The organism is Naasia lichenicola, assembly GCF_004801885.1.
In the GTDB taxonomy this organism is placed as follows: domain Bacteria; phylum Actinomycetota; class Actinomycetes; order Actinomycetales; family Microbacteriaceae; genus Naasia; species Naasia lichenicola.
In genome coordinates this window covers 456567-476658 of record NZ_SSSM01000005.1, presented here as the reverse complement: position 1 = coordinate 476658, position 20092 = coordinate 456567, and the positions used below count along the sequence as shown (strand labels likewise).

At 68.3% G+C, this 20092-nt stretch carries 18 protein-coding genes; 11 read left to right on the top strand and 7 right to left on the bottom strand.

Going from position 1 to position 20092, the window contains the following annotated elements:
- Positions 1 to 11 precede the first annotated feature (11 nt).
- Complete coding sequence (aldh, locus tag E6C64_RS13125) at positions 12 to 1385, bottom strand: aldehyde dehydrogenase AldH (RefSeq protein WP_136427941.1); 1374 nt, start codon at positions 1383 to 1385, stop codon at positions 12 to 14.
- A 252-nt stretch (positions 1386 to 1637) separates the two neighbouring features.
- On the opposite strand from aldh, the gene E6C64_RS13120 reads away from it, so the two are divergent.
- The 5 genes from E6C64_RS13120 (at position 1638) to E6C64_RS13100 (ending at position 6915) form a co-directional block, all read left to right on the top strand.
- On the top strand, positions 1638 to 2690 hold the full coding sequence (locus E6C64_RS13120) for a LacI family DNA-binding transcriptional regulator (RefSeq protein ID WP_136427940.1): 1053 nt from the start codon (positions 1638 to 1640) through the stop codon (positions 2688 to 2690).
- Between the two features lie 110 nt (positions 2691 to 2800).
- Positions 2801 to 3952 carry a Gfo/Idh/MocA family protein gene (locus E6C64_RS13115; protein WP_136427939.1) on the top strand — a complete coding sequence of 384 codons (1152 nt, stop codon included), beginning with the start codon at positions 2801 to 2803 and terminating at the stop codon, positions 3950 to 3952.
- Entirely contained in the window at positions 3949 to 5145 is a 1197-nt protein-coding gene (locus E6C64_RS13110; RefSeq protein ID WP_136427938.1) for a dihydrodipicolinate synthase family protein, read from the top strand. The genes E6C64_RS13115 and E6C64_RS13110 overlap by 4 nt, the downstream gene beginning before the upstream one ends.
- Before the next feature lie 56 nt (positions 5146 to 5201).
- The gene (locus tag E6C64_RS13105) at positions 5202 to 6071 is read left to right on the top strand and encodes a sugar phosphate isomerase/epimerase family protein (RefSeq protein WP_199241068.1); all 870 of its coding nucleotides are present in this window, start codon (positions 5202 to 5204) and stop codon (positions 6069 to 6071) included.
- A 79-nt stretch (positions 6072 to 6150) separates the two neighbouring features.
- Positions 6151 to 6915, top strand: coding sequence for a GntR family transcriptional regulator (locus E6C64_RS13100; protein WP_233255619.1), 765 nt, complete (start codon positions 6151 to 6153; stop codon positions 6913 to 6915).
- A gap of 51 nt (positions 6916 to 6966) precedes the next feature.
- On the opposite strand, the gene E6C64_RS13095 is transcribed toward E6C64_RS13100, so the two are convergent.
- From E6C64_RS13095 to E6C64_RS13085, 3 genes are all read right to left on the bottom strand, one after another.
- Positions 6967 to 7857 (bottom strand): carbohydrate ABC transporter permease, encoded by an 891-nt coding sequence (locus tag E6C64_RS13095; protein ID WP_199241037.1) that lies wholly within the window; start codon positions 7855 to 7857, stop codon positions 6967 to 6969.
- A gap of 8 nt (positions 7858 to 7865) precedes the next feature.
- Entirely contained in the window at positions 7866 to 8750 is an 885-nt protein-coding gene (locus tag E6C64_RS13090) for a carbohydrate ABC transporter permease (RefSeq protein WP_136427936.1), read from the bottom strand.
- Between the two features lie 73 nt (positions 8751 to 8823).
- Entirely contained in the window at positions 8824 to 10104 is a 1281-nt protein-coding gene (locus E6C64_RS13085) for an ABC transporter substrate-binding protein (RefSeq protein WP_136427935.1), read from the bottom strand.
- 224 nt (positions 10105 to 10328) lie between these two features.
- On the opposite strand from E6C64_RS13085, the gene E6C64_RS13080 reads away from it, so the two are divergent.
- From E6C64_RS13080 to E6C64_RS13060, 6 genes are all read left to right on the top strand, one after another.
- A complete protein-coding gene (locus tag E6C64_RS13080; protein WP_136427934.1) occupies positions 10329 to 11375 on the top strand; it encodes a Gfo/Idh/MocA family protein in 1047 nt (348 codons plus the stop codon).
- The gene (locus tag E6C64_RS13075) at positions 11372 to 12145 is read left to right on the top strand and encodes a GntR family transcriptional regulator (protein WP_136427933.1); all 774 of its coding nucleotides are present in this window, start codon (positions 11372 to 11374) and stop codon (positions 12143 to 12145) included. Before E6C64_RS13080 ends, E6C64_RS13075 begins: the two co-directional genes overlap by 4 nt.
- Positions 12146 to 12160: 15 nt before the next feature.
- Entirely contained in the window at positions 12161 to 14164 is a 2004-nt protein-coding gene (locus E6C64_RS13070) for a primary-amine oxidase (protein ID WP_136427932.1), read from the top strand.
- A 75-nt stretch (positions 14165 to 14239) separates the two neighbouring features.
- Positions 14240 to 15247, top strand: a complete 1008-nt coding sequence (locus E6C64_RS19245) for an SIS domain-containing protein (protein ID WP_199241036.1) — start codon at positions 14240 to 14242, stop codon at positions 15245 to 15247.
- Positions 15244 to 16140, top strand: coding sequence for an N-acetylglucosamine kinase (locus E6C64_RS19240; protein WP_199241035.1), 897 nt, complete (start codon positions 15244 to 15246; stop codon positions 16138 to 16140). The genes E6C64_RS19245 and E6C64_RS19240 overlap by 4 nt, the downstream gene beginning before the upstream one ends.
- The gene (locus E6C64_RS13060; RefSeq protein ID WP_136427931.1) at positions 16137 to 16562 is read left to right on the top strand and encodes a hypothetical protein; all 426 of its coding nucleotides are present in this window, start codon (positions 16137 to 16139) and stop codon (positions 16560 to 16562) included. The genes E6C64_RS19240 and E6C64_RS13060 overlap by 4 nt, the downstream gene beginning before the upstream one ends.
- Positions 16563 to 16656: 94 nt before the next feature.
- Here E6C64_RS13060 and E6C64_RS13055 read toward each other — a convergent pair whose 3' ends face one another.
- From E6C64_RS13055 to E6C64_RS13045, 3 genes are all read right to left on the bottom strand, one after another.
- Complete coding sequence (locus tag E6C64_RS13055) at positions 16657 to 17934, bottom strand: MFS transporter (protein ID WP_136427930.1); 1278 nt, start codon at positions 17932 to 17934, stop codon at positions 16657 to 16659.
- A gap of 92 nt (positions 17935 to 18026) precedes the next feature.
- Positions 18027 to 19010: an alpha/beta hydrolase gene (locus E6C64_RS13050; RefSeq protein WP_136427929.1), complete on the bottom strand. Its 984-nt coding sequence runs from the start codon at positions 19008 to 19010 to the stop codon at positions 18027 to 18029.
- Positions 19007 to 20026: an alpha/beta hydrolase gene (locus tag E6C64_RS13045; protein WP_233255618.1), complete on the bottom strand. Its 1020-nt coding sequence runs from the start codon at positions 20024 to 20026 to the stop codon at positions 19007 to 19009. The genes E6C64_RS13050 and E6C64_RS13045 overlap by 4 nt, the downstream gene beginning before the upstream one ends.
- Between the last annotated feature and the right edge of the window lie 66 nt (positions 20027 to 20092).

Below are 20092 nucleotides of genomic sequence, written 5' to 3'. Positions count from 1 at the left end.
CGTGGGGCTCGTCACGCCCTCCAGACGGTCTTGGCGTTGACGAACTCGCGGATGCCGTTGGAGCTGAGCTCACGTCCGTAGCCGGAGTCCTTGACCCCGCCGAACGGGACGCCGGGGAACGAGGCCGTGAGTCCGTTCACGAACACGCCACCGGCGACGATCTCGCGCTCCAATCGAGCGACCTCGTCGTCGTCGTTCGTCCACACGCTGGAGCTGAGGCCGAAGTCCGAGTCGTTGGCGCGCTCGATGGCCTCGTCGAGATCGTCGACCCGGTAGAGGCAGGCCACGGGGCCGAAGCACTCCTCGCGGTAGATGCGCATCTCGGGCGTCACGCCGCTGAGCACCGTGGCCGGGTAGAACCATCCAGCGCCATCGGGCATCGCGCCGCCGGTGAGCACGGTGGCCCCCTTGTCGACGGCGTCCTGCACCAGCTCGATCACATCCCGCCGTCCTCGCTCGGTCGCGAGTGGCCCGAACGTGGTGTCGGGATCGCGCGGGTCGCCGGCCACGGTGGCACCCATCCTGAGGACGAACGATTCCGAGAACTCGTCGTAGACGTCGGTGTGCACGTAGTAGCGCTTCGACGCGATGCACGACTGCCCCGAGTTCTGCACCCGGGCGTTGACCCCGAACTCCGCCGCCCGAGCGACATCGGCGGAGGGCAGCACGACGAAGACGTCCGTCCCGCCGAGCTCCAGCACCGTCTTCTTGACGTTTCGGCCTGCGGCTTCGGCCACCGATGCCCCCGCGGCAACCGACCCCGTGAGCGTCGCCGCGCGGATCCGACGGTCGTCGAGCAGGGGCGCCACCTGCGATCCCTCGATGAGCAGGGTCTGGAACGAGCCGTGCGGGAACCCGCCTCGCTCGAACAGTTCGCCGAGATACAGGGCACTCTGCGGCACATTCGAGGCGTGCTTCAGCAGCCCGGTGTTGCCCGCCATCAGCGCTGGCGCAGCGAATCGGATGGTCTGCCAGAGCGGGTAGTTCCAGGGCATGACGGCGAGGACCACTCCGATGGGGTCGAAGCGGACCGACAGCGACGAGGCGCCCGCCGAGGAGGCGTCGACCGGATGCTCAACAGCGAGATAGCGCTCGGCGTTGTCCGCGAAGTGGCGCATGCCGGTCGCCGACTTGAGCGTCTCGTAGCGGGCCGTCCCGATGGTCTTGCCCATCTCGGTGGTGATGAGCGATGCGACCTCGTCGACCTCCGCCTCCAAGATGTCGGCGGCGGCGCACATCCATTCGGCTCGCTGGGCGAAGGTGGTCGATGCAAGCGCGCGGTAGGCGGCGTCCGCCGCGGCGATCCGCTGCTCGACCTCTTCCGCCGTATGTGCGGCGAACTCCTTCAGCACGGTTCCGGTCGTAGGGTCGACGGTTGCGATCACTCGCGTTCACCTCATCGTGTCGGTTGCCGGTAAGCGCTTTCCCGCTGTCCTGATTCCCGACCATAGGACTCCGCCCGCCCACCGTCAAGCGAGGCCGGGTCCCCGCCAGTGTCGCCTGTACCCTGGTCGTCGCGAGGAAGGGGAGCGAGTGCGCGAGATGTCGCCGGTCGTGTCGGGTCTCTGCGCCGACGCGCGCGAACCGGACGGCCCGTCACCGCTCGATCCGAGCACCCGCGAGTCGACGTGCGAGCGATGGTGAGCCGATCCGGCCGCAGCCCGAGCGTCACGCTCGCCGATGTGGCCTCGCATGCCCAGGTCTCGCTCGCGACCGCGTCGCGAGTGATCAACGGCAGTACACGGCAGGTGCAGCCCGATCTGCGCGATCGGGTGCTCGCCTCATCGCGCCTGCTCGGCTACGTCGTCGACGAGCAGGCGCAGTCCATGGCCCGCGGGGCGAGCCAGACGGTAGCGCTCGTGGTCGGCGACATCGCCGATCCGTATTTCTCGGCTATCGCAGCAGGCGTGAGCGCGGCGGCGAGTCGCCTGCGCCTCACCGTCATCATCACCACCACAGGACCGGGGGGCCTCGCCGAGCACGAGGCGGTTGCGGCGCTGCGGCCGAAGCGACCGCTCGCGATCCTGCTCGCCGCGAGCCGCCATCTCGACTCGGCCGGCGAGGAGCTGCTCCTCGAGGAGCTGGCCGGTTACGAGGCTCGGGGCGGCCGCGTCTCGTTCATCGGGGCGGACACGGGCGGCTCGGCGGCTCGGGTCGTCCGCGTGCAGAACCGGGCGGGCGCCCGGGAGCTGGCGCGCTCGCTGATCCACCTCGGCTACACCCGCTTCTCGATCCTGGGTGGTCCGTCGGATCTCGCCACCGCTCGCGCGCGAGTGGACGGCTTCGCCGAAGGACTCGCGTCGGGCGGCATCGCAGCATCCTCGGTGGAGATCGTGCACGGCCCACTCACCCGAGACGGCGGGCATGCCGCAGTCCTCGAGCTTCAGGGACTGAATCATCCCGGGGCCTGCGTGTTCGCGGTCACCGACGTGATGGCCGTCGGCGCGATGACCGCTCTCATCTCCCAGGGCAGGATGCCTGGGCGGGACATCGCAGTGGCGGGATTCGATGACATCCCCCTGCTCCAGGACGTCCGCCCCGCTCTGACGACGGTGGCCTTGCCCCTCTTCGACATCGGCGTCCAGGCGCTCGAGCTCGCTCTCGCCGATCCCTCCCCCGATTCTTCCTCTCCCGAGGCGGACGACGTCCGCGGCGTGGTCCGCCTCCGCGAGAGCACCCCGCCGCTCTAGGCGCTCTTCCCTCGACTGACTCGGCAACCCGCTCTTGCCCTCTTATTCACTGATTCCCTATAGTGCGGAAAGCGCTTTCCAGCCGGATGGCCGCGATCACAGGAGGCGTCATGTCCACTCAGACGGTCCGCATCATCATGAACGGCGTGACGGGGCGGATGGGCTATCGCCAGCACCTGGTGCGCTCGATACTGGCCATCCGCGCCGATGGGGGAGTGCTGCTCCCCTCGGGCGATCGCATCCAGGTCGAGCCGATCCTTGTCGGCCGCAACCTCGAGAAGCTGGCGGAGCTGGCGGATCGGCACGGGATCGCCGACTACACCGACAGCCTGTCCCTTGCACTCGCCGACGACAGCGCGTCGATCTACTTCGACGCGCAGGTGACCTCGGCGCGCAAGGCGGCCATCCTGCAGGCGATCGCAGCCGGCAAGCACATCTATACCGAGAAGCCGATCGCCGACTCGGTGGCCGACGGCCTCGAGCTGGTCGAGGCGGCCCGCTCCGCAGGAATCGTCAACGGAGTGGTGCACGACAAGCTCTATCTTCCGGGATTGATCAAGCTCAAGCGGCTCATCGACTCGGGCTTCTTCGGACAGCTGCTCTCCGTCCGCGGCGAGTTCGGCTACTGGGTCTTCGAGGGCGACCTCGTGCCCGCCCAGCGGCCGAGTTGGAACTACCGCGCGGCCGACGGCGGGGGCATCACCCTCGACATGTACTGCCACTGGAACTACGTGCTCGAGAACCTCTTCGGCCGCGTCGAGGCCGTCTCCAGCCGCTCGGTCACCCACATCCGCGAACGCTGGGACGAGCAGGGCAACAGCTACACCGCCACAGCCGACGACGCGGCCTACGGCATCTTCGAGCTCGAGGGCGACATCATCGCCCAGATCAACTCGAGCTGGACGGTGCGTGTGGATCGCGGTGAGCTCGTCGAGTTCCAGGTCGACGGGACGCACGGCTCGGCCGTCGCCGGTCTCTTCGAGTGCAGGATCCAGCCGCGCGTCAGCACTCCCAAGCCGGTCTGGAACCCCGACTTGCCCACCGACCAGGACTTCCGCTCGCAGTGGACGGCGATCCCCGACAACCAGGAGTTCGGCAACGGATTCCGCGCACAGTGGGAGAGCTTCCTGACCGATGTCGTCGCCGGCCGGCCGCACGCTTACGACCTCGCTGCGGGCGTCCGCGGACTGCAGCTCGTCGAGGCGGGCCTGCGCTCGTCGGCGGAGGGTCGGCGGATCGAGCTGGCGGCGGCGATCCGATGACGGTGTCCCCCGTGCGCACCGGACTCCGAGCCGCCATACCGACGGCCGACGGCTGGCGCACCGTCGAGCTCAACACTCCCCGTGAGTGGCGGCTCCACCCGGGACCGTACTCCTCGCGCGTGGCCTTCGCGGCGGCCCACGTCGTGGCCGACCCTCGCGGAGACAATGTGCCGGGGGCACCTGCGGCCATCGATTGGGACGCCACGCTCGCCTTCCGTCGTCACCTGTTCGGCTACGGCCTCGGTGTGGCCGAGGGCATGGACACCGCGCAGCGCAACATGGGGCTGGACTGGCGTGCCACCCAGGAGCTGATCAGTCGCAGCGCGGCGCAGGCATCCGAGCTCGGGGGCCGCATCGCATCCGGAGCGGGGACCGACCAGCTCCCCGACGCGGCGACCGCCGCCGCGCCCGCGACCCTCGCCGACGTGGAGCGCGCCTACCTCGAGCAGATCGCCTTCGTCGAGGGCACGGGCTCACAGGCCATCATCATGGCGTCGCGCCATCTCGCGCGCGCCGCCGCCGGACCCGACGACTACCTGACGGTCTACGACCGGATCCTCGGCCAGACCTCCGCCCCGGTCATCCTCCATTGGCTCGGCGAGGTCTTCGATCCCCAGCTGCGCAGCTACTGGGGATCGACCGATGTCGGCGAGGCGACGGAGAGCTTCCTCACCCTCGTGCGCGCTCACGCGGACAAGATCGACGGGGTGAAGGTCTCGCTGCTGTCCGCTGAGCACGAGATCGGGCTGCGCCACGCGCTGCCCGACGGGGTCCGGCTCTACACGGGCGACGACTTCAACTACCCGGAGCTGATCCGCGGAGACGATCATGGGCACTCCGACGCGTTGCTCGGAGCCTTCGCCGCCATCGCCCCGGCGGCGTCGGCCGCTCTGCAGGCGCTCGATGACGGAGACCTCGCACGCTACGACGCCGAGCTCGCGCCGACCCTCGAACTCTCTCGGCATATCTTCGAGGCACCCACCTTCCACTACAAGGTCGGCATCGCGTTCAGCGCCTGGCTGACGGGGCATCAGGCCGGCTTCCAGATGGTCGGCGGCCTGCAGTCGGCTCGCAGCCTGCCGCACCTCGGCCGGATCTTCGAGCTGATGAACGACGCCCGCCTGCTGCCCGACCCCGAGCTAGCGCACCACCGGCTGCTCGTGCTGGCAGAGGCTCTGGGAGCCGCGCGATGAGCGACGAGGGCACGACTGGCGGCGGCTTCGACGTTCCCAGCGGGCGACCGGCGGAGATGCCGACACCACGCCCTGGGGACCCGCGCCTCGCTCGCCTCTCGCTCAACCAGAGGACGATCGCCGGCTGGAGCCTTCGAGAGGCCATCGATGGCACCCTGCAGGCCGGGCTCGGATCCATCGGGCTGTGGCGCGAACCGGTCGCCACCGCGGGGCTGTCCACCGCGGCGTCCTGGATCGCGGAGTCCGGCCTGCGAGTCTCCTCGCTGTGCCGCGGTGGCTTCTTCACGGCCGCCGATCCGGCACTCCGGCGCGCCGCCCACGAGGAGAACCTCCGCGCCATCGAAGAGGCGGCGACGCTCGGTGCACCGACCCTGGTGCTCGTCCCCGGTGGGCTCCCCGAGGGCTCTCGCGACCTCGTCGGCGCCCGCAGCCAGGCCGCCCAGGCGATCGCCGAGCTGGCTCCGGTCGCACGCGCGCATGGCGTCGTGCTCGGGATCGAGCCGATGCACCCGATCTTCACGGCAGATCGAGGCGTCGTCTCGACTCTCGCGCAGGCGCTGGACATCGCCGAGCAGTTCCCCGTCGATGAGGTGGGCGTGGTCGTCGACTCCTTCCACATCTGGTGGGAGCCCGATGTGGAACAGCAGATCGGCCGCGCGGGCGAGCGGATCGTGAGCTACCAGGTCGGCGACTGGATCACTCCGCTGCCGGCCGACAGCCTCCTCTCCCGAGGGATGATGGGGGACGGCCACATCGACTTCGGCTTCCTCACCGGCGCTGTGGCGGCGGCCGGCTACACCGGCGACGTCGAGGTCGAGATCTTCAACGCCGAGATCTGGGCAGCTCCCGGAGCGGACGTGATGGCGACCGTGCTGCGGCGCTACATGCAGCTGATCGAGCCATGGCTGCAGAAGACCGAGGTCTGACTGCTCGACTTCTTCCCTGACCGCGTCTCCTCGCCGCTGCAGTCCCTCGGCGAAGGAGCCGCGGTGATATACAGGTCACGTGCTGACAGCGTCGGAGACCGCGGGGGCGATCCGTTCCGACCATCCGGAGCCCCTGTGGATCCAGGCGGTCAACATGATCACCGCAGAGATCGATTCCGGAGCGCTTCGGCCCGGGATGCGGCTGCCGCCTGAGCGGGAGCTCTGCCAACAGCTCAGCATCTCGCGGGTGACGCTCCGCAAGGCGCTCAATCAGCTCGTCGAGGACGGCCTCCTCGCGTCGTCGCACGGCCGCGGCTGGTACGTGGCCTCGGGCACCCCCAACAAGGAATGGCCGAACAGCCTCGAGTCCTTCACCGAGACCGCTGTGCGGATGGGCCTGCGCTCGAGCTCCACCGTGCTCGCATCCAGCCCACGGCACGCGTCGATCGACGAGGCGGAGGAGTTCTCAATCGCCCCCGGCACCCGGATGTTCTCCCTGGATCGCGTGCGCTATCTCGATGATGTGCCCATCGCGATCGACTACACGCGGGTGCCGGCGGACCTCGTGCCGGACTTCGAGCAGACCGACTTCCGGACGGCGTCGCTGTACGAGACGCTGCTCAATGCAGGGCTCGGTCCCGTCCGCGCGGACACCACGATCGAGGCCCGCGAGGCGGATGCCTATGCGGCGCGGCATCTCGACATCGAGGTCGGCAAGCCTCTGCTTGTCATGAACCAGCTCGTGGTCGACGCGTCGGGCAAGCCGCTGTTCGCGTCCAAGATCCAGTACAGCGGCGAGCGCTACCGCCTGCGCACCTTCTTCGCGCGCGGCCCCCGACGCTGACGGGCGCTCGCTCGTCATGTCAGGCGCGGCGGTCGCTCTCGCTGGTGGACGCTACTTCCCGTACCCGGCCGAGAGTCCCTGGATGAACTGGCGGGAGAACACCGTGAAGAGCACGATCAGCGGCAGCGCGCCCAGCGTGAGGGCCGCCAGCAGCGCCGGGTAGTCGCTCTGGAACTGCCCGACGAACTGCTGCACTCCAAGGGTGACCGTCTGATTGGCCTTGCTCGGAGCGAGGATCAGCGGGAACCACAGGTCGTTCCAGACCGGGAGCATCGTGATGGATGCGACGGCAGCGAGCCCCGGGCGCACCAGTGGGAGTGCGATGCCGAGCACTTGGAACTCACTGGCCCCGTCCATCCGTGCGGCCTCTTTGAGCTCCCCAGGCACGGACCGGAAGTAGGTCATCATCAAGGCGATGGCGAGGGGCAGCTGCATGGCCGTGTAGACGAGCACCAGCGCGAGCAGGGTGTCGATGAGATGGGTCGCCACCATCATCTTGATGATCGGCACGGTGCCCAGTCGGATCGGCAGCATGATCCCGAGGATGAAGAAGCCGGTGAGCAGCGGGCTGATCCGGACCTTGTACTCGACCAGCGCCCAGGCCGCAGCGGTGGCGAGCACGATCGTCGCCACGATCGTCGCGACCGTGACGATGATGCTGTTCAGATAGTTGGCGGCGAAGTTGCCGCGCGTGAAGACGTTCTTGTAGCCGTCGAGGTTGAACGTGTCGGCGCCGGGAACGGCGAATGGCGCTCCGAAGATGCCCATCGTCGTCTTGAACGAGTTCATGACCACGACGAGGATCGGCAGGATCGCGACGATCGCGAACACGATGAGCAGAGCGTGCACGGCGATCGCCGAGGACGCCTCGCCCTTCTGCAGGCGAACTCGACTGGGCTTGGCACGGGACTCGGAACGGGGCTTGAGGGGAACGGCGGTCACGTCGGCTCCTAGAGCTCGTAGGTCTTCAGGCGCCGCTGCAGCACCACGAAGTAGGCGGCGGTGGTGACGAGGATGATGAAGAAGACGACCGACGCGATGGTCGCTCCCAGGTCGGTGTCGGCCACCTGGCCGCTCGATCCGAAGAAGGTTCGGTAGAACATCGTGCCGAGGATGTCGGTCGAGTAGTTCGGACCGGGTGCGGAGCCGTTGAGTGCGTAGACGATGTCGAAACCGTTGAAGGTCCAGATGTAGGTGAGGATCGAGATCAGGCCGAACTGAGGCAGGATCAGCGGGAATTTGATCTGCCAGAACGTGGACCAGGCCCGGGCGCCGTCGATGCGAGAGGCCTCGAGGATGTCGTCCGGGATGGCGATCAGCGCGGTGAAGAGGAAGATCATCGGGATCCCGATGTACTGCCACACCGACATGAGAGAGATGGTCGGCAGTGCTGTGCTGGGATCGCCCAGGAGCGGGAAGCTGATGAGGCCCCAAAGCGGGTTGATGATGAGGCGCCAGAGGAATCCGACGATGACCACCGAGAGCGTGGCGGGGATGAACAGCAGTGTCCGGTAGACGCCACGCGAGCGGCGGATGGAGTTCGAGGTCAGCAGCGCGGCCATCAGCAGGCCGATGGGCAGCTCGACCACGAGGTGGATCCCGAAGAACAGCACGCTGTTGCGCAGCGCGTTCCAGAAGCGCTCGCTCACATAGGGATCGGTGAACAGGTAGACGTAGTTCCCGAAGCCGGTGAACACGCTGCCGCCGTCGGCGGTGTCGAAGAAGCTGAGTGCGACCGAGCTCAGCAGCGGATAGACGGAGAATCCGACGTACACCAGGAGAGCCGGCAGGACGAACAGGGCGAGCAGCCGGTAGCGCGTTCCGGTGCGGATCATGTGGCTCCCATCGGGGTGGTGGACATGGCGGAGCGGCGCGCGCCGGTGCTGCTGGCGCGCGCCGCTCGGGTGCTCAACTCGCGGGCGTGTACCAGCTGTCGAGGTTGGTCTGGAGCGTCGTCGTCGCGTCCTCGGCGGACACTCCGTCGTTGAGGACAGTCTGGAGCACGGCCCAGGTGTCGTCATCGAGGGGCGGCGTCCCGGCGCTCAGACGATCGAGCTGAAGACGCGGCGTGAGCAGCGCATCGGTCTTCAGGTCGGCGAACTCCTGGGCGAGCGCATTGGTGTACTCGACCGGCTCGGATCCCATGGAAAAGAAGCCGGGGACCTTGTCCACGTAGATGCTCTGGAAGTCGCTCGACGCGAGCCAGGACAGGAACACCTTGGCGGCGTCCTTGTTCTTGCTGTCCGCGTTGAGGCCGACGCCCTGGTCGGGCATCTCCTGGAGGTAGCGCTGATCGCCTGCCTTCTGCACCGGGGGAGCGAAAATGCCGACGTCGAGGCCGGTAGCACTGGCTGCCGTGACATCCCATGATCCGTCCGGCATGATGGCCGCCTTGCCCAGGGTGAACAGCTGCATCTGGTCCTCGTAGGTCAGCGACTCGAATCCGTCCGGCATGTACGACTTGAGGTCGGAGACCGCCTGGAAGGCGTCCACGAACTCGGGGTCGGTCAGCTTCTTGGTTCCGTCGATGAGGCCGAGTCGGCCGTCCTCGCCCTGCCAGTAGTTGGGCCCGAGGCTGTCCAGCACGTTGTAGGAGAGCTGCCATCCGTCGGCGGATCCGAGGGCGAGCGGGGTGTACTTCCCGTCGTCCTTGATCGCCTTCAGCACGTCGGTGAACTCGGCCATCGTGGTCGGGACCTTGAGTCCCAGCTCGGAGAAGATCGCCTTGTTGTAGTAGAAGCCGGCGAGCACGGAGGCGATGGGCACGCAGTAGGGGTCGCCATCGTCACCCTGCCAGGCCGCAAGCGCGGTGTCCGTGAAGCCGTCGATGCCGTCCAGTCCGGACAGGTCGTCGAAGTAGCCGTCCTTGATCCAGGCCCGGTTCACGTCGAACGGCCGGCACATCATGACGTCGGGGCCGGTGCCGCTCTCGATCTGCGACTGGATGGCGGCGTTGTAGTCGTCGGTGCCGGTGGGCTGGTAGGTCACCTTGATGTCGGGGTGAGCCTTCTCGAACGCCGGGATGACGTTCTCCTCCCAGAGCGAGGCGTCCTCCACCCGCCAGTTGCCGAAGGTGATCGTGGTGACGTCGGCGCCGTCGCCGGAGCCTCCGCCGGTGGAACATCCTGCGAGCGCCAGTCCTACTGCCGCGACTGTCAGGGCTGCGAGTGGTGCAAGTTTGGAACGCATGTGTCTCCTCTCAACGCTGGGTGCTTCAGACGAAGCTCAACACGGCTGTGCCACAGCGATTCAAGGAGCAGGCGCAGGGGGCGACGCGTTGTAGATGCGACTATAAAGGCCCGAGACAAGAGGTAGCAAGAGGTATTTAGATCGGCTACCACTAGTAGACCAAAACGAGGCCACTAGCTATCATTTGAGCTGCACGGGTATGCCGTGCGGACAGGAGGCCTCCCATGGTCGGCATCGGAATGCTGGGTTCCGGGTTCATCGGCGACCAGTACGTCGACGGCCTGCAGGATGTGCGCAACGCCACCCTCGTCGCCAACTACTCGCGTTCGATGGCCCGCGCCGTGGAATTCGCCGCCAAGTGGTCCGGCCCGTGGGGGACGATCCCCGCGCAGTACGACGACGTCGAGGCGCTATGCGCCGATCCGGCGGTCGAGCTCGTCATCATCGCCCTGCCCAACGAGGCCCACGTCGAGGCGGTCCGCCTGGCGGCGAAGCATGGCAAGGGCGTCATCTGCACCAAGCCCTTGGCCCGCACCGGAGCAGAGGCGAGAGAGATCCTCGACATCGTCGCCGAAAGCGGCATCTGGTCCGCCTACGCCGAGTGCTCGGTCTTCTCGCCCAACGTCGTGAAGGCCTACGAGATGGTGGCGGCCGGCGGCATCGGAGACCTTCTCACCATGCGTGCGCGCGAAGGGCACTCGGGTCCGCACGCTCCGCACTTCTGGGACGCCGAGACCGCAGGCGGCGGCGCCCTGCTCGACATGGGCTGCCACACGATCGAGTCGGCCCGTCACTTCTTCGGCAAGGCGAACCCCATCACCGAGGTGTGGGCATGGGGCGCGACGCTTGTCCATGGAGACAAGACCACGGGCGAGGACACCGCCGTCGCGATGCTGAAGTTCGCGGGTGGCCAGATGGCCACCGTCGAGTCGTCCTGGATCGAGAAGGGCGGCATGCAGCTGCGCCACGAGTTCGTCGGCTCCGCTGGACGGCTGGTGACCGACAGCTCCGCGACTCCGGTCTGGGGATTCATCCAGAACCCGGTCGGCTACCTCGTCGAGAAGTCGGACGCCGAGACCGGATGGGTCTACCCCGTGCCGGAAGAGGCACGCGCGTACGGCTTCTCGCAGCAGTTCCGCCACTTCGTGACCGCGTTCGAGGCGGGCGCGACGCCAAACGAGACGTTCGAGGACGGCTACATCGTCAACTGCGTGCTCGACGCCTGCTACCGCTCGATGGCCTCCGGAGTATGGGAGCCGGTGCGCACATGACGACATTCGACGCCTTCCCGTCCATGAGCGCGCTGTATCCGGACCCCCTGTGGGTGCAGGCGGTCGACCACATCGCTCGGGAGATCGCCGAGGGGCGCCTCCCTCCCGGATCGCGACTCCCTCCCGAGCGAGAGCTCTGCGCCGACCTCAACATCAGCAGGGTCACCCTGCGCAAGGCGCTGCAGAAGCTCGTCGAGGACGGCGTGCTCCGGTCTTCGCACGGCCGCGGCTGGTTCGTGGCAGCAGGTCCGCAGAAGGACTGGCCCAACAGTCTGGAGTCGTTCACCGAGACGGCCGAGCGCATGGGTCTCGAAGCCTCCTCGCGCATCCTCCGCGCGGAGGTCGCGCCGGCGACCATCGATGAAGCCGAAGAGCTTGCCATCGCCCCCGGCACCGCGCTGTTCCACCTCGAGCGCGTCCGGATGCTGAGTTCGGCGCCGATCGCCATCGACGACTCCCGCGTGCCGGCCTCGATGATCCCCGATGCATCGAGCATCGACTTCACCCGCGCGTCGCTCTACGAGCAGCTCGCCGGTGCGGGGCTCGACCTCGCCCGGGCCGAATCGACCATCGAGGCGAGGCCCGCCGATCCCTATCTCGCCCTGCATCTCGGCATCGAGCCGGGCTCCCCCATCCTCGCGATGCGCCAGGTGGTGGCGGACGCGGGCGATCGACCGATCTTCTCCTCCCTCATCCGGTACGCGGGAGATCGCTACCGCCTGCGCACCTCCTTCTCCCGGACCCATCCGCACAGCGGAATCACCGCCTAGCCCACCGGAGCACGCATGACCACCCCGACGCCCCTCCCCGCCTCCATCCCCGCGTCACTCGCGACCCTCACCGCATCGGAGATCACCGCCAACCGCGCGATCCTCCAGCGCGAAGGCCTTGCGGGCCCTGGTGTGCACTTCTCCTACGTCGGCCTCGTCGAACCGGACAAACGCCCTCTGATCACGGAGGGCTCGGCCGATCGACGGGTGCGCAGCATGCTCGTGGACATGGCGACGAACGAATCGTGGGATGTGGTGGTCTCTCCGGCCGAGAACCGCATTGTGGCCTCGCGCCGACTCGATCACGCCGTCGACGGCCAGGTGCCCGTGGTGATCGAGGAGTTCCATCTCGTCGAGGAGGTCATCCATCGCAACCCCGAGTGGCTGGCCGCGATGGCTCGGCGCGGACTGACCGATATCTCGAAGCTCAAGGTGAATCCGCTCTCCGCCGGAGCGCTGAGCGACGCCGAGACCGGTCGACGCGTCCAGCGCTGCTTCACCTTCGTCATGGACTCCCCCGACGATCTGGGCTGGGCCCATCCCGTCGACGGGGTCACCGTGACGATCGATGTGGTCACCCGCGAGGTGCTCGCCGTCGTCGACCACGTCGATCTCCCGGTGCCCCTCGAGTCGGGCAACTTCCACCTCGAGTCCTGGCGCGGCGCCGACCGTCAGGGCCTCAAGCCCATCGAGATCACCCAGCCCCAGGGCCCGAGCTTCACCATCGGCGAGGACGGCGCCCTGTCCTGGCTCGGCTGGAACCTGCAGGTCGGCTTCGACCAGCGCGAAGGACTCGTCTTCCACAACATCACCATCGACGACGACGGCATCGCGCGACCGGTGATCTACCGCGCCTCCATCGCGGAGATGATGGTCCCGTACGGAGACCCGAGCCCGCAGCGCTGGTTCCAGAACTTCTTCGACTGCGGCGAGTACCTCCTGGGCGGATACGCGAATTCCCTCGAGCTCGGCTGCGACTGCGTGGGCGACATCACCTACCTCGACGCTGTCGTCGCCGGGAACGACGGCGCCCCGCACGTCATCCCACAGGCCATCTGCATCCATGAGGAGGACACCGGCATCCTGTGGAAGCACACCGACAACTGGAACGGCTCGAGCATCTCCCGCCGCAACCGCCGTCTCGTCGTGAGCTTCTTCGTCACCGTGGGCAACTACGACTACGGCTTCTACTGGTACTTCTCGCTCGACGGCACGATCGAGTTCGAGGTGAAGGCCACGGGAGTGGTGTTCACGTCCGCCTACCCGGGAGCTGGATACCGCTTCGCCTCCGAGCTCGCACCCGGGCTCGGCGCCCCCTATCACCAGCACCTCTTCAGTGCGCGCCTCGACATGATGGTCGACGGTCTGGGCAACTCGGTCGACGAGCTCGAGGCCGCCCTGGTCCCCCGCGGTCCCGAGAACCCGACCGGGACGGGCTTCACCCAGCTCGTCACGAGGCTGACCACCGAGTCCGAAGCGCAGCGGCTCGCGGACAACAGCAGGAACCGGTCCTGGCTGATCTCGAACCCCTCCGTGCAGAACCGTCTCGGCTCCGACGTCGGCTGGGTGCTGCTGCCCGAAGGCAAGCCGGTGCTGCTCGCCGACGCCGACAGTGACATCCACAAGCGGGCCACCTTCTCCACCAAGCACCTGTGGGTCACGGAGTACGAGCCGACCGAGCTCTACCCCGCCGGCGACTTCGTCAACCTGCACCCGGGCGGCGCCGGCCTGCCCGCCTGGACGAGCGCGGACCGCAACGTCGAGGACGCGGACATCGTGCTCTGGCACACCTTCGGACTCACCCACTTCCCGCGGATCGAGGACTGGCCGATCATGCCCGTCGACACCTGCGGATTCGTGCTCAAACCGCACGGCTTCTTCGGCCGCAATCCGGCGATGGACATCCCCGAGTCGGTGAGCGATCACTGCGCGCCCGGCATGGACCATTCGGGTCACGGGGCGCACGCCGACCACGGAGATCATGGCGAGCACGATATGCACATGAACGTCGGCCATTGAGCTTGCGGCCCTGAGCGTCGAGCACCCCATGAACTGCACACCTGCACTGAAGAACTGAACGGAACGGCGGAACATATGCGCGGCTACATCACCTTCGCGAGCGCGAGAGCGACGCAGGCGGAAGCCCTGGAGTCGGCCATCGCCACCATCGCAGACGATGTGCGCGGCCAGCAGGTGGGCGGAGCATTCACCGGCCCCGGCCCCATCTTCGTCGGCATCGGTGCGAGTCTCGCGGCCGCCTGCGCGCCGGTGTGGACGCTCCGCTCTCGCGGCATCCACGCCCTGCGCCTCGGCTCCGGCGACTTCCCACTCCCCTTCCCCAAGGCGGAGAACCCGATCATCGGCATCTCGCAGAGCGGCAAGAGCACGGAGACCATCGCCGTGCTGGATTCCGTCGATCCGGCTCAGCGCTACGCCGTGGTCAACAGCGACCCGTCGCCGATGTCCGACCTGAGCGACCATGTGCTCTCGCTCGGCAACATCCCCGACAGCTACGCCTCGACCATCGGCTACACCGCGACCGTCACCGGACTCGGCATGATCGCGGACGCATGGGGAGGTGGAGCGGTCGACCTGGGCTGGTCCAAGCTGCCCGCGCTCTTCCGCTGGACCGAGGAGACCGTCGGTGCGCGCGCCGCCGAGCTGGCAGCCACCTTCGACTCCGTCGTCACCGCCGACTTCGTGGGCGCTGGCCCGTCCGCAGGCTCCGCAGAAGCCGGGGCGCTGCTCTTCCGCGAGGTGGCACGCGTGCATGCCGCCGGGATGAGCACGCGCCAGTACCTGCACGGCTCGATGGAGTCGGCAGGCGATGGCGTGCACGTGCTGTTCGGCGACGAGCGGGAGATCGAGGTCGCCCAGACCCTCAGCGAGGCGGGGCACCGGGTGATCCTGATCTCCTCGACCACTGTCGACGAGGCGCGCAACCTCCAGACGGTGAAGCTGCCTCGGGTCGCCCCCAGTCAGCGCGCGGTGCTCGAGGCGCTGGTCATGCAGATCCTCGTCGGGGAGGTCGCGCATCGGCACGGCGTGGAGATCGAGGAGTTCGTCTTCCACAACTCCGACACCAAGGTCGACGCGCTGTGACCGACGTCCTCGTCGGCCTCGACGTCGGCGGCACGAAGACGGCGATCATCATCGAGACGATCGACGGAGATCGACTCGTCGACGCCGTCGTGCCGTCCGAGGACTGGGACGCCGAGCCGATCGAGCACGGGGTCGCCTGGATCGAACGCTGCATCGCCACCGCTTTACCGGACGGATGCGTGGTCGCCGCCGTCGGGATCGGCGCTCAGGGCCTGGACAGCGACGGGATCTCCCACGACTTCTCCGCCGCCCTCCCCTTCCCGACCATCGCGGTCAACGATGCCGCCCTCCTGCCGGCTGCGGCGGGGGTGGAGCATGGCCTCGGCGTCATCTCCGGCACCGGCTCCATCGGAGTCGGGCGCGACGCCCGAGGCAGCTACGTCATCGCCGGCGGCTGGGGCTGGGTCATCGGCGACGACGCGGGGGCGGCCGGGATCGTTCGCGAGGCGGCCAAGGCGGCGCTGTGGGCGCACGACTCGGCCCAGCCCGACGACGGCCTGCTCGGTGCGCTGCTGGAGGCGTTCGACGTGGCGGATGCCGAGCGGCTCGCCCGCGCCGTCAACGATGTCCCCACCATGGACAACTGGGGGCCTCGTGCGCCCGCCGTCTTCGCGGCGGCCGACGCAGGATCTCCGCTCGCCGCGCAGGTGATCGAGTCGGCCGGGCGCAACCTGGTGGACCTCGTCGGTCAGCTGATCGCGCGGGGCGCCGTCGGCTCCACCGTCGTCGCCGCCGGCAGCGTCATCGTCGGACAGCCTCGGCTGTTCGACGCCCTGGCGACGGGGGTCGCCGCCGCGCACCCGGAGCTCGATGTGGTGCTGCTCACCGAGCCGCCGGTGACCGGAGCGCTCGCGCTCGCCCGCCGGCTGCATGAGGAGCACGCACCGAGGTGAGCGCGGCCGTTGCGCATCTGCGGCGGGAGGTCCCTCTGCATGCGGTGATGCTGGCGACCATGGCCGCCGCCGCCGCGTCGGGGTCTCCGATCGCGAGCATCGGCGCCTCGGTGCTGCTCATCGGGATCTCCGTCCCCTCCGCCGCGCTCTCTCGCGCTCGGCCCTTCCTGCGCCCCCATCTGCTGGACCTCTGGGCGATGGCGCTCGGCATGCTCGCGCTCCTCCCCCGAGGCGACGGGCGAGCGCACCACGTGATGATGATCGGCGAGGGATGGGCCTTTCTCGCGGTCGCGCTCGGATGGGCACTGGGTCGCGCCTGGCTGGCCCGGTCGTCCAGGGAGAGCCGGCGACTGCGTGAGGCGGCGTCCCTCCTGCTCACGGGCGCGGGTCTCGCGGCGATGGTCCTGCTCTGCGCCGCCTGAAGGGGCGATCGAGCGTGACCGATCTCGTTTCGAGACGGCTCCCCGCTGCGGAAAGTTCCGCAGCGGGGAGCCACCTTCTACCGCGGAGAGACCGCTACCTGACCTTCTTGATCGGCAGCACGGCGAGCCCGCCGAGGACCCCGAACACGATGGCCGCGGTGAACAGCGCCGTGTAGTTCTGGGTGCCGCCGCCGATAGCGAGCAGCGGGATGGCGATGACGGGGACCAGCACCTGCGGCACCTGGTACGACAGGGACACGATGCCGAGGTCCTTGCCGGCCTCCTCGAAGGTGGGCAGCACCTCGGTCATCATCGCCACGTCGACGGAGACGAACGCGCCCTGCGCCGCGCCGACGAGCGTCATCGCGAAGAGGAACATCGGCAGGTCGGTCGAGGACACCGCGACGACGAGTCCGCCCGCCGAGAGCAGCGCCGACACCCACACGATCGCCTTGCGCCGGCCGGTCCGGTCCGAGATCCAGGCGAACAGCACCCCGGTGACGACCGTCGCCAGCGTGAACACGATGAGGATCTGCGCGTAGACGCCCGACGCCTCAGCCGCGGGGACGCCGAGCCGGTCGATGATGAAGTAGAGCAGGTACAGCGTCACGGTGACGATCGACATGGTGACGAGCAGCCGGCAGGCCCACGCCCAGAAGAAGTCGCGGTAGGCGAGCGGGTTCAGCCAATAGGTGGCCAGCACATCCGACCAGCGCCACGGCGCGGGCCGCTCGGTGCGCACGATGTCGTTCAGACGGAAGAACAGCAGCGCGCTGAAGATCGTGCCGAGCACGGCCGGCACCACGAACCACGTCCACTGCGCATCGTTCGGGAGTGCGGCGATCAGCACCGAGCCCACGATCAAAGCGAGCACGCTGCCTACGCTGGCGGCCGCGGACACGCGTGCGCGGGTCCGCGCCGGGATCTGATCTGCGAGCAGTGCATGGACGGCCGCGTTCGTCGCGCCATAGCCGACCTGCACGATCGACCAGCCGACGACCACCATCCACAGCTGGTCCGACACCGCGAGCAGCAGCGCGCCCAGGAGCCCGACGATCGAACCGCCGAGGATCCACGGGCGGCGCTTGCCCAGCCGTGACATCGTGCGGTCGCTGAACCGCCCGAACAGCGGCGTGATCACCATCACGACGACACCGCCCACCGCCGCGACGATGGAGAGGCTGGTGCCCTTCGTCGCGTCGTCGGCGAGCGCGAACACCTTGGGGATGGACGCGCCGATCAGGGTGCCGAGCACGAGGTTGAGGCCGAACCAGGACAGCACGAACGCGGGGAGGAACCCGCGCGGCTGCGGCGATCCGGGGATCGTGTCGGGGCCGACGGCGCCGATCGGATCGAGGGTGGTATGGGACATCGTCGTCTCCTTGATGAGGTGGATGGCTGGTGGTGGATCGCTGGATGGGTTTTCGAGGTGCTGACAGAGCGGCTGACGGAGGGGCGGAACGATCAGTGGGCGTTGGCCTGGCCGTAGGCGAGGGCGACCTCGTGGGCATGCTCGAGCTGCCAGTCGAGGGCGCGTACCGAGGCGGCGGTCTGACCGGGCGTCCCATGCAGATGCCCCGCGCCCTCGATGAGGACCACCGGGACGCCCGCGGCTTCGAGCCGCTCCGCGAACTGGATGCCCGAGTCGCGGAGGGGGTCGTGCTCGGCCACCATGACGAGGGTCGGCGGGAGGCCGGTCAGGTCGGGGACGTCGAGCGGCGAGATGTACGGGTCGGCGGGGCCGTCCGGTCCGGCGTACATGCCCATGATGAGCTCGATCTGGTCGAGGCCGAAGCCGACCGCATAGTCGCGAGCGGATGCGCCGACGGGCGGCAGAGATGTGGGCGGCACCTCGAGGTCCAGATGGATCAGGGGGACATCGCCGCGGTCGCGGAGTCGGAGGGCTGTGCTGGCCGCGATCGCGGCTCCGGCCGAATTGCCGCCGATCCCCAGACGCGTCGGATCGACGCCGAAGCGCTCGTGGTCGCCGATCAGCGCATCGATGGCGGCCTCGGCGTCGAGCACCGGCGCGGGATACGGATGCTCCGGTGCGAGCCGGTACTCGAGCGAGAACTGCTGCACTCCGGTCTCGGCCGCGCGGTGGGCGCAGAGCCGGTCGTTGAGGAGCTCCTCCATGGTTCCTGCGTAGAAGCCGCCGCCGTGGAGCCAGAGCTGCGTGGGCAGCTGTCCCGAGGCTGCCATCGGCCGATAGCGACGCATCCGGAGCTGTCCGCCTGGACCATCGATCGTGAAGTCCTCGATCGCGATGCCGTCGGGCACGGGAAGGGTGAACTCGACCGCAAGCAGGTCCGACAGTCGGCGGGCCGCCTCCCGTTGCACGGCGGGGTCCGGGCTGAAGATCCCGTCCAATCCAGGGCTGATCTCATCGATGCGGGCGATCCAGCGCAGGAATCCGGCGTCGAGGGACAGGTGGGCCAGTGTGCTCATCGGGCGACCTCCGGGTACACGACCGGTTCGTCGTGCAGGGTGCGGAGGGTGGCGACGATGTCGCGGTGCAGGTGGTCCGCGGCGGGCACGTGGTGGCGGAATCCGCCCGACCCGTGGTTCTGGCCGATCATCCGAACGCAGGACACAGGCACTCCCGCCTCGCTCAGCGCACGCGCGTACGCCTCGCCGTCGCCGCGCAGTGCGTCGAGCTCCGCCGTCCAGATGACCGTCGGCGGCATCCCCTTCAGCGACTTCGCGAGCAGGGGCGATGCGTAGGGATCGCGGCGCCGCTTTCGGCTCCGTCCCACGTACTGGCGCACGATGATGCCGGCGAGGTGCCGGAACAGCGGCTTGGGGATGCCCGGCTCGACGCCGTCGAGGTCGAGGTGGCGGGTGGTCAGGTCGAGCAGCGGGACCTCGAGGATCTGCAGGCGCACCGGCCGGTTCGCGCGATCCCGATTCATCAGCGCCGTGGCCGTGGCGAGGTTCGCGCCGGACGATCCGCCGCCGATCGCCATCCGGTTCGGATCGCCGCCGAGCTCGCGGGCGTGGGTCGCGGCCCATTCGAAGACGCTCCAGCACTGCTCGGGCTGAGCGGGGAATGTGACTTCCGGAGCGTGGGAGTACTCGCCCGCGACCAGGATGATGCCCGCGTCGCGAGCCCGCTCACGGAAGGACGCGTCCCACCACACCCAGTCGATGCCGGCGATCTCGAACCCGCCTCCGAAGAAGTAGACGAGCACGGGCAGTCCGCCGTCCGCCACTGCCTCGGCTCGGACGTCGGTCGGCCAGTAGACCCGCAGGCGCGCGTCGGGATGCCCCGGCACCGGAAGGACGTGCTCTTCGGTCGCACTGACGATGGGAGCGACGCCGAGTTCGGCGGACATGATCGGGTCGAACGCGGCTGAACTCGTGCGCTTGCCCAGAGCGGTCTTCTCCTGTTTCGGCTGGAGCGGCTTGAGCCTCCGCTCGACCGCTTGCACGAAACGGTCCTTGCGCGCCTTCTTGTACGTCATCGTTGACGACCTCCTTTGATCCGGGCATCATTGTGAATCGGTCGAAGCACTTCGATGAAGCATTTC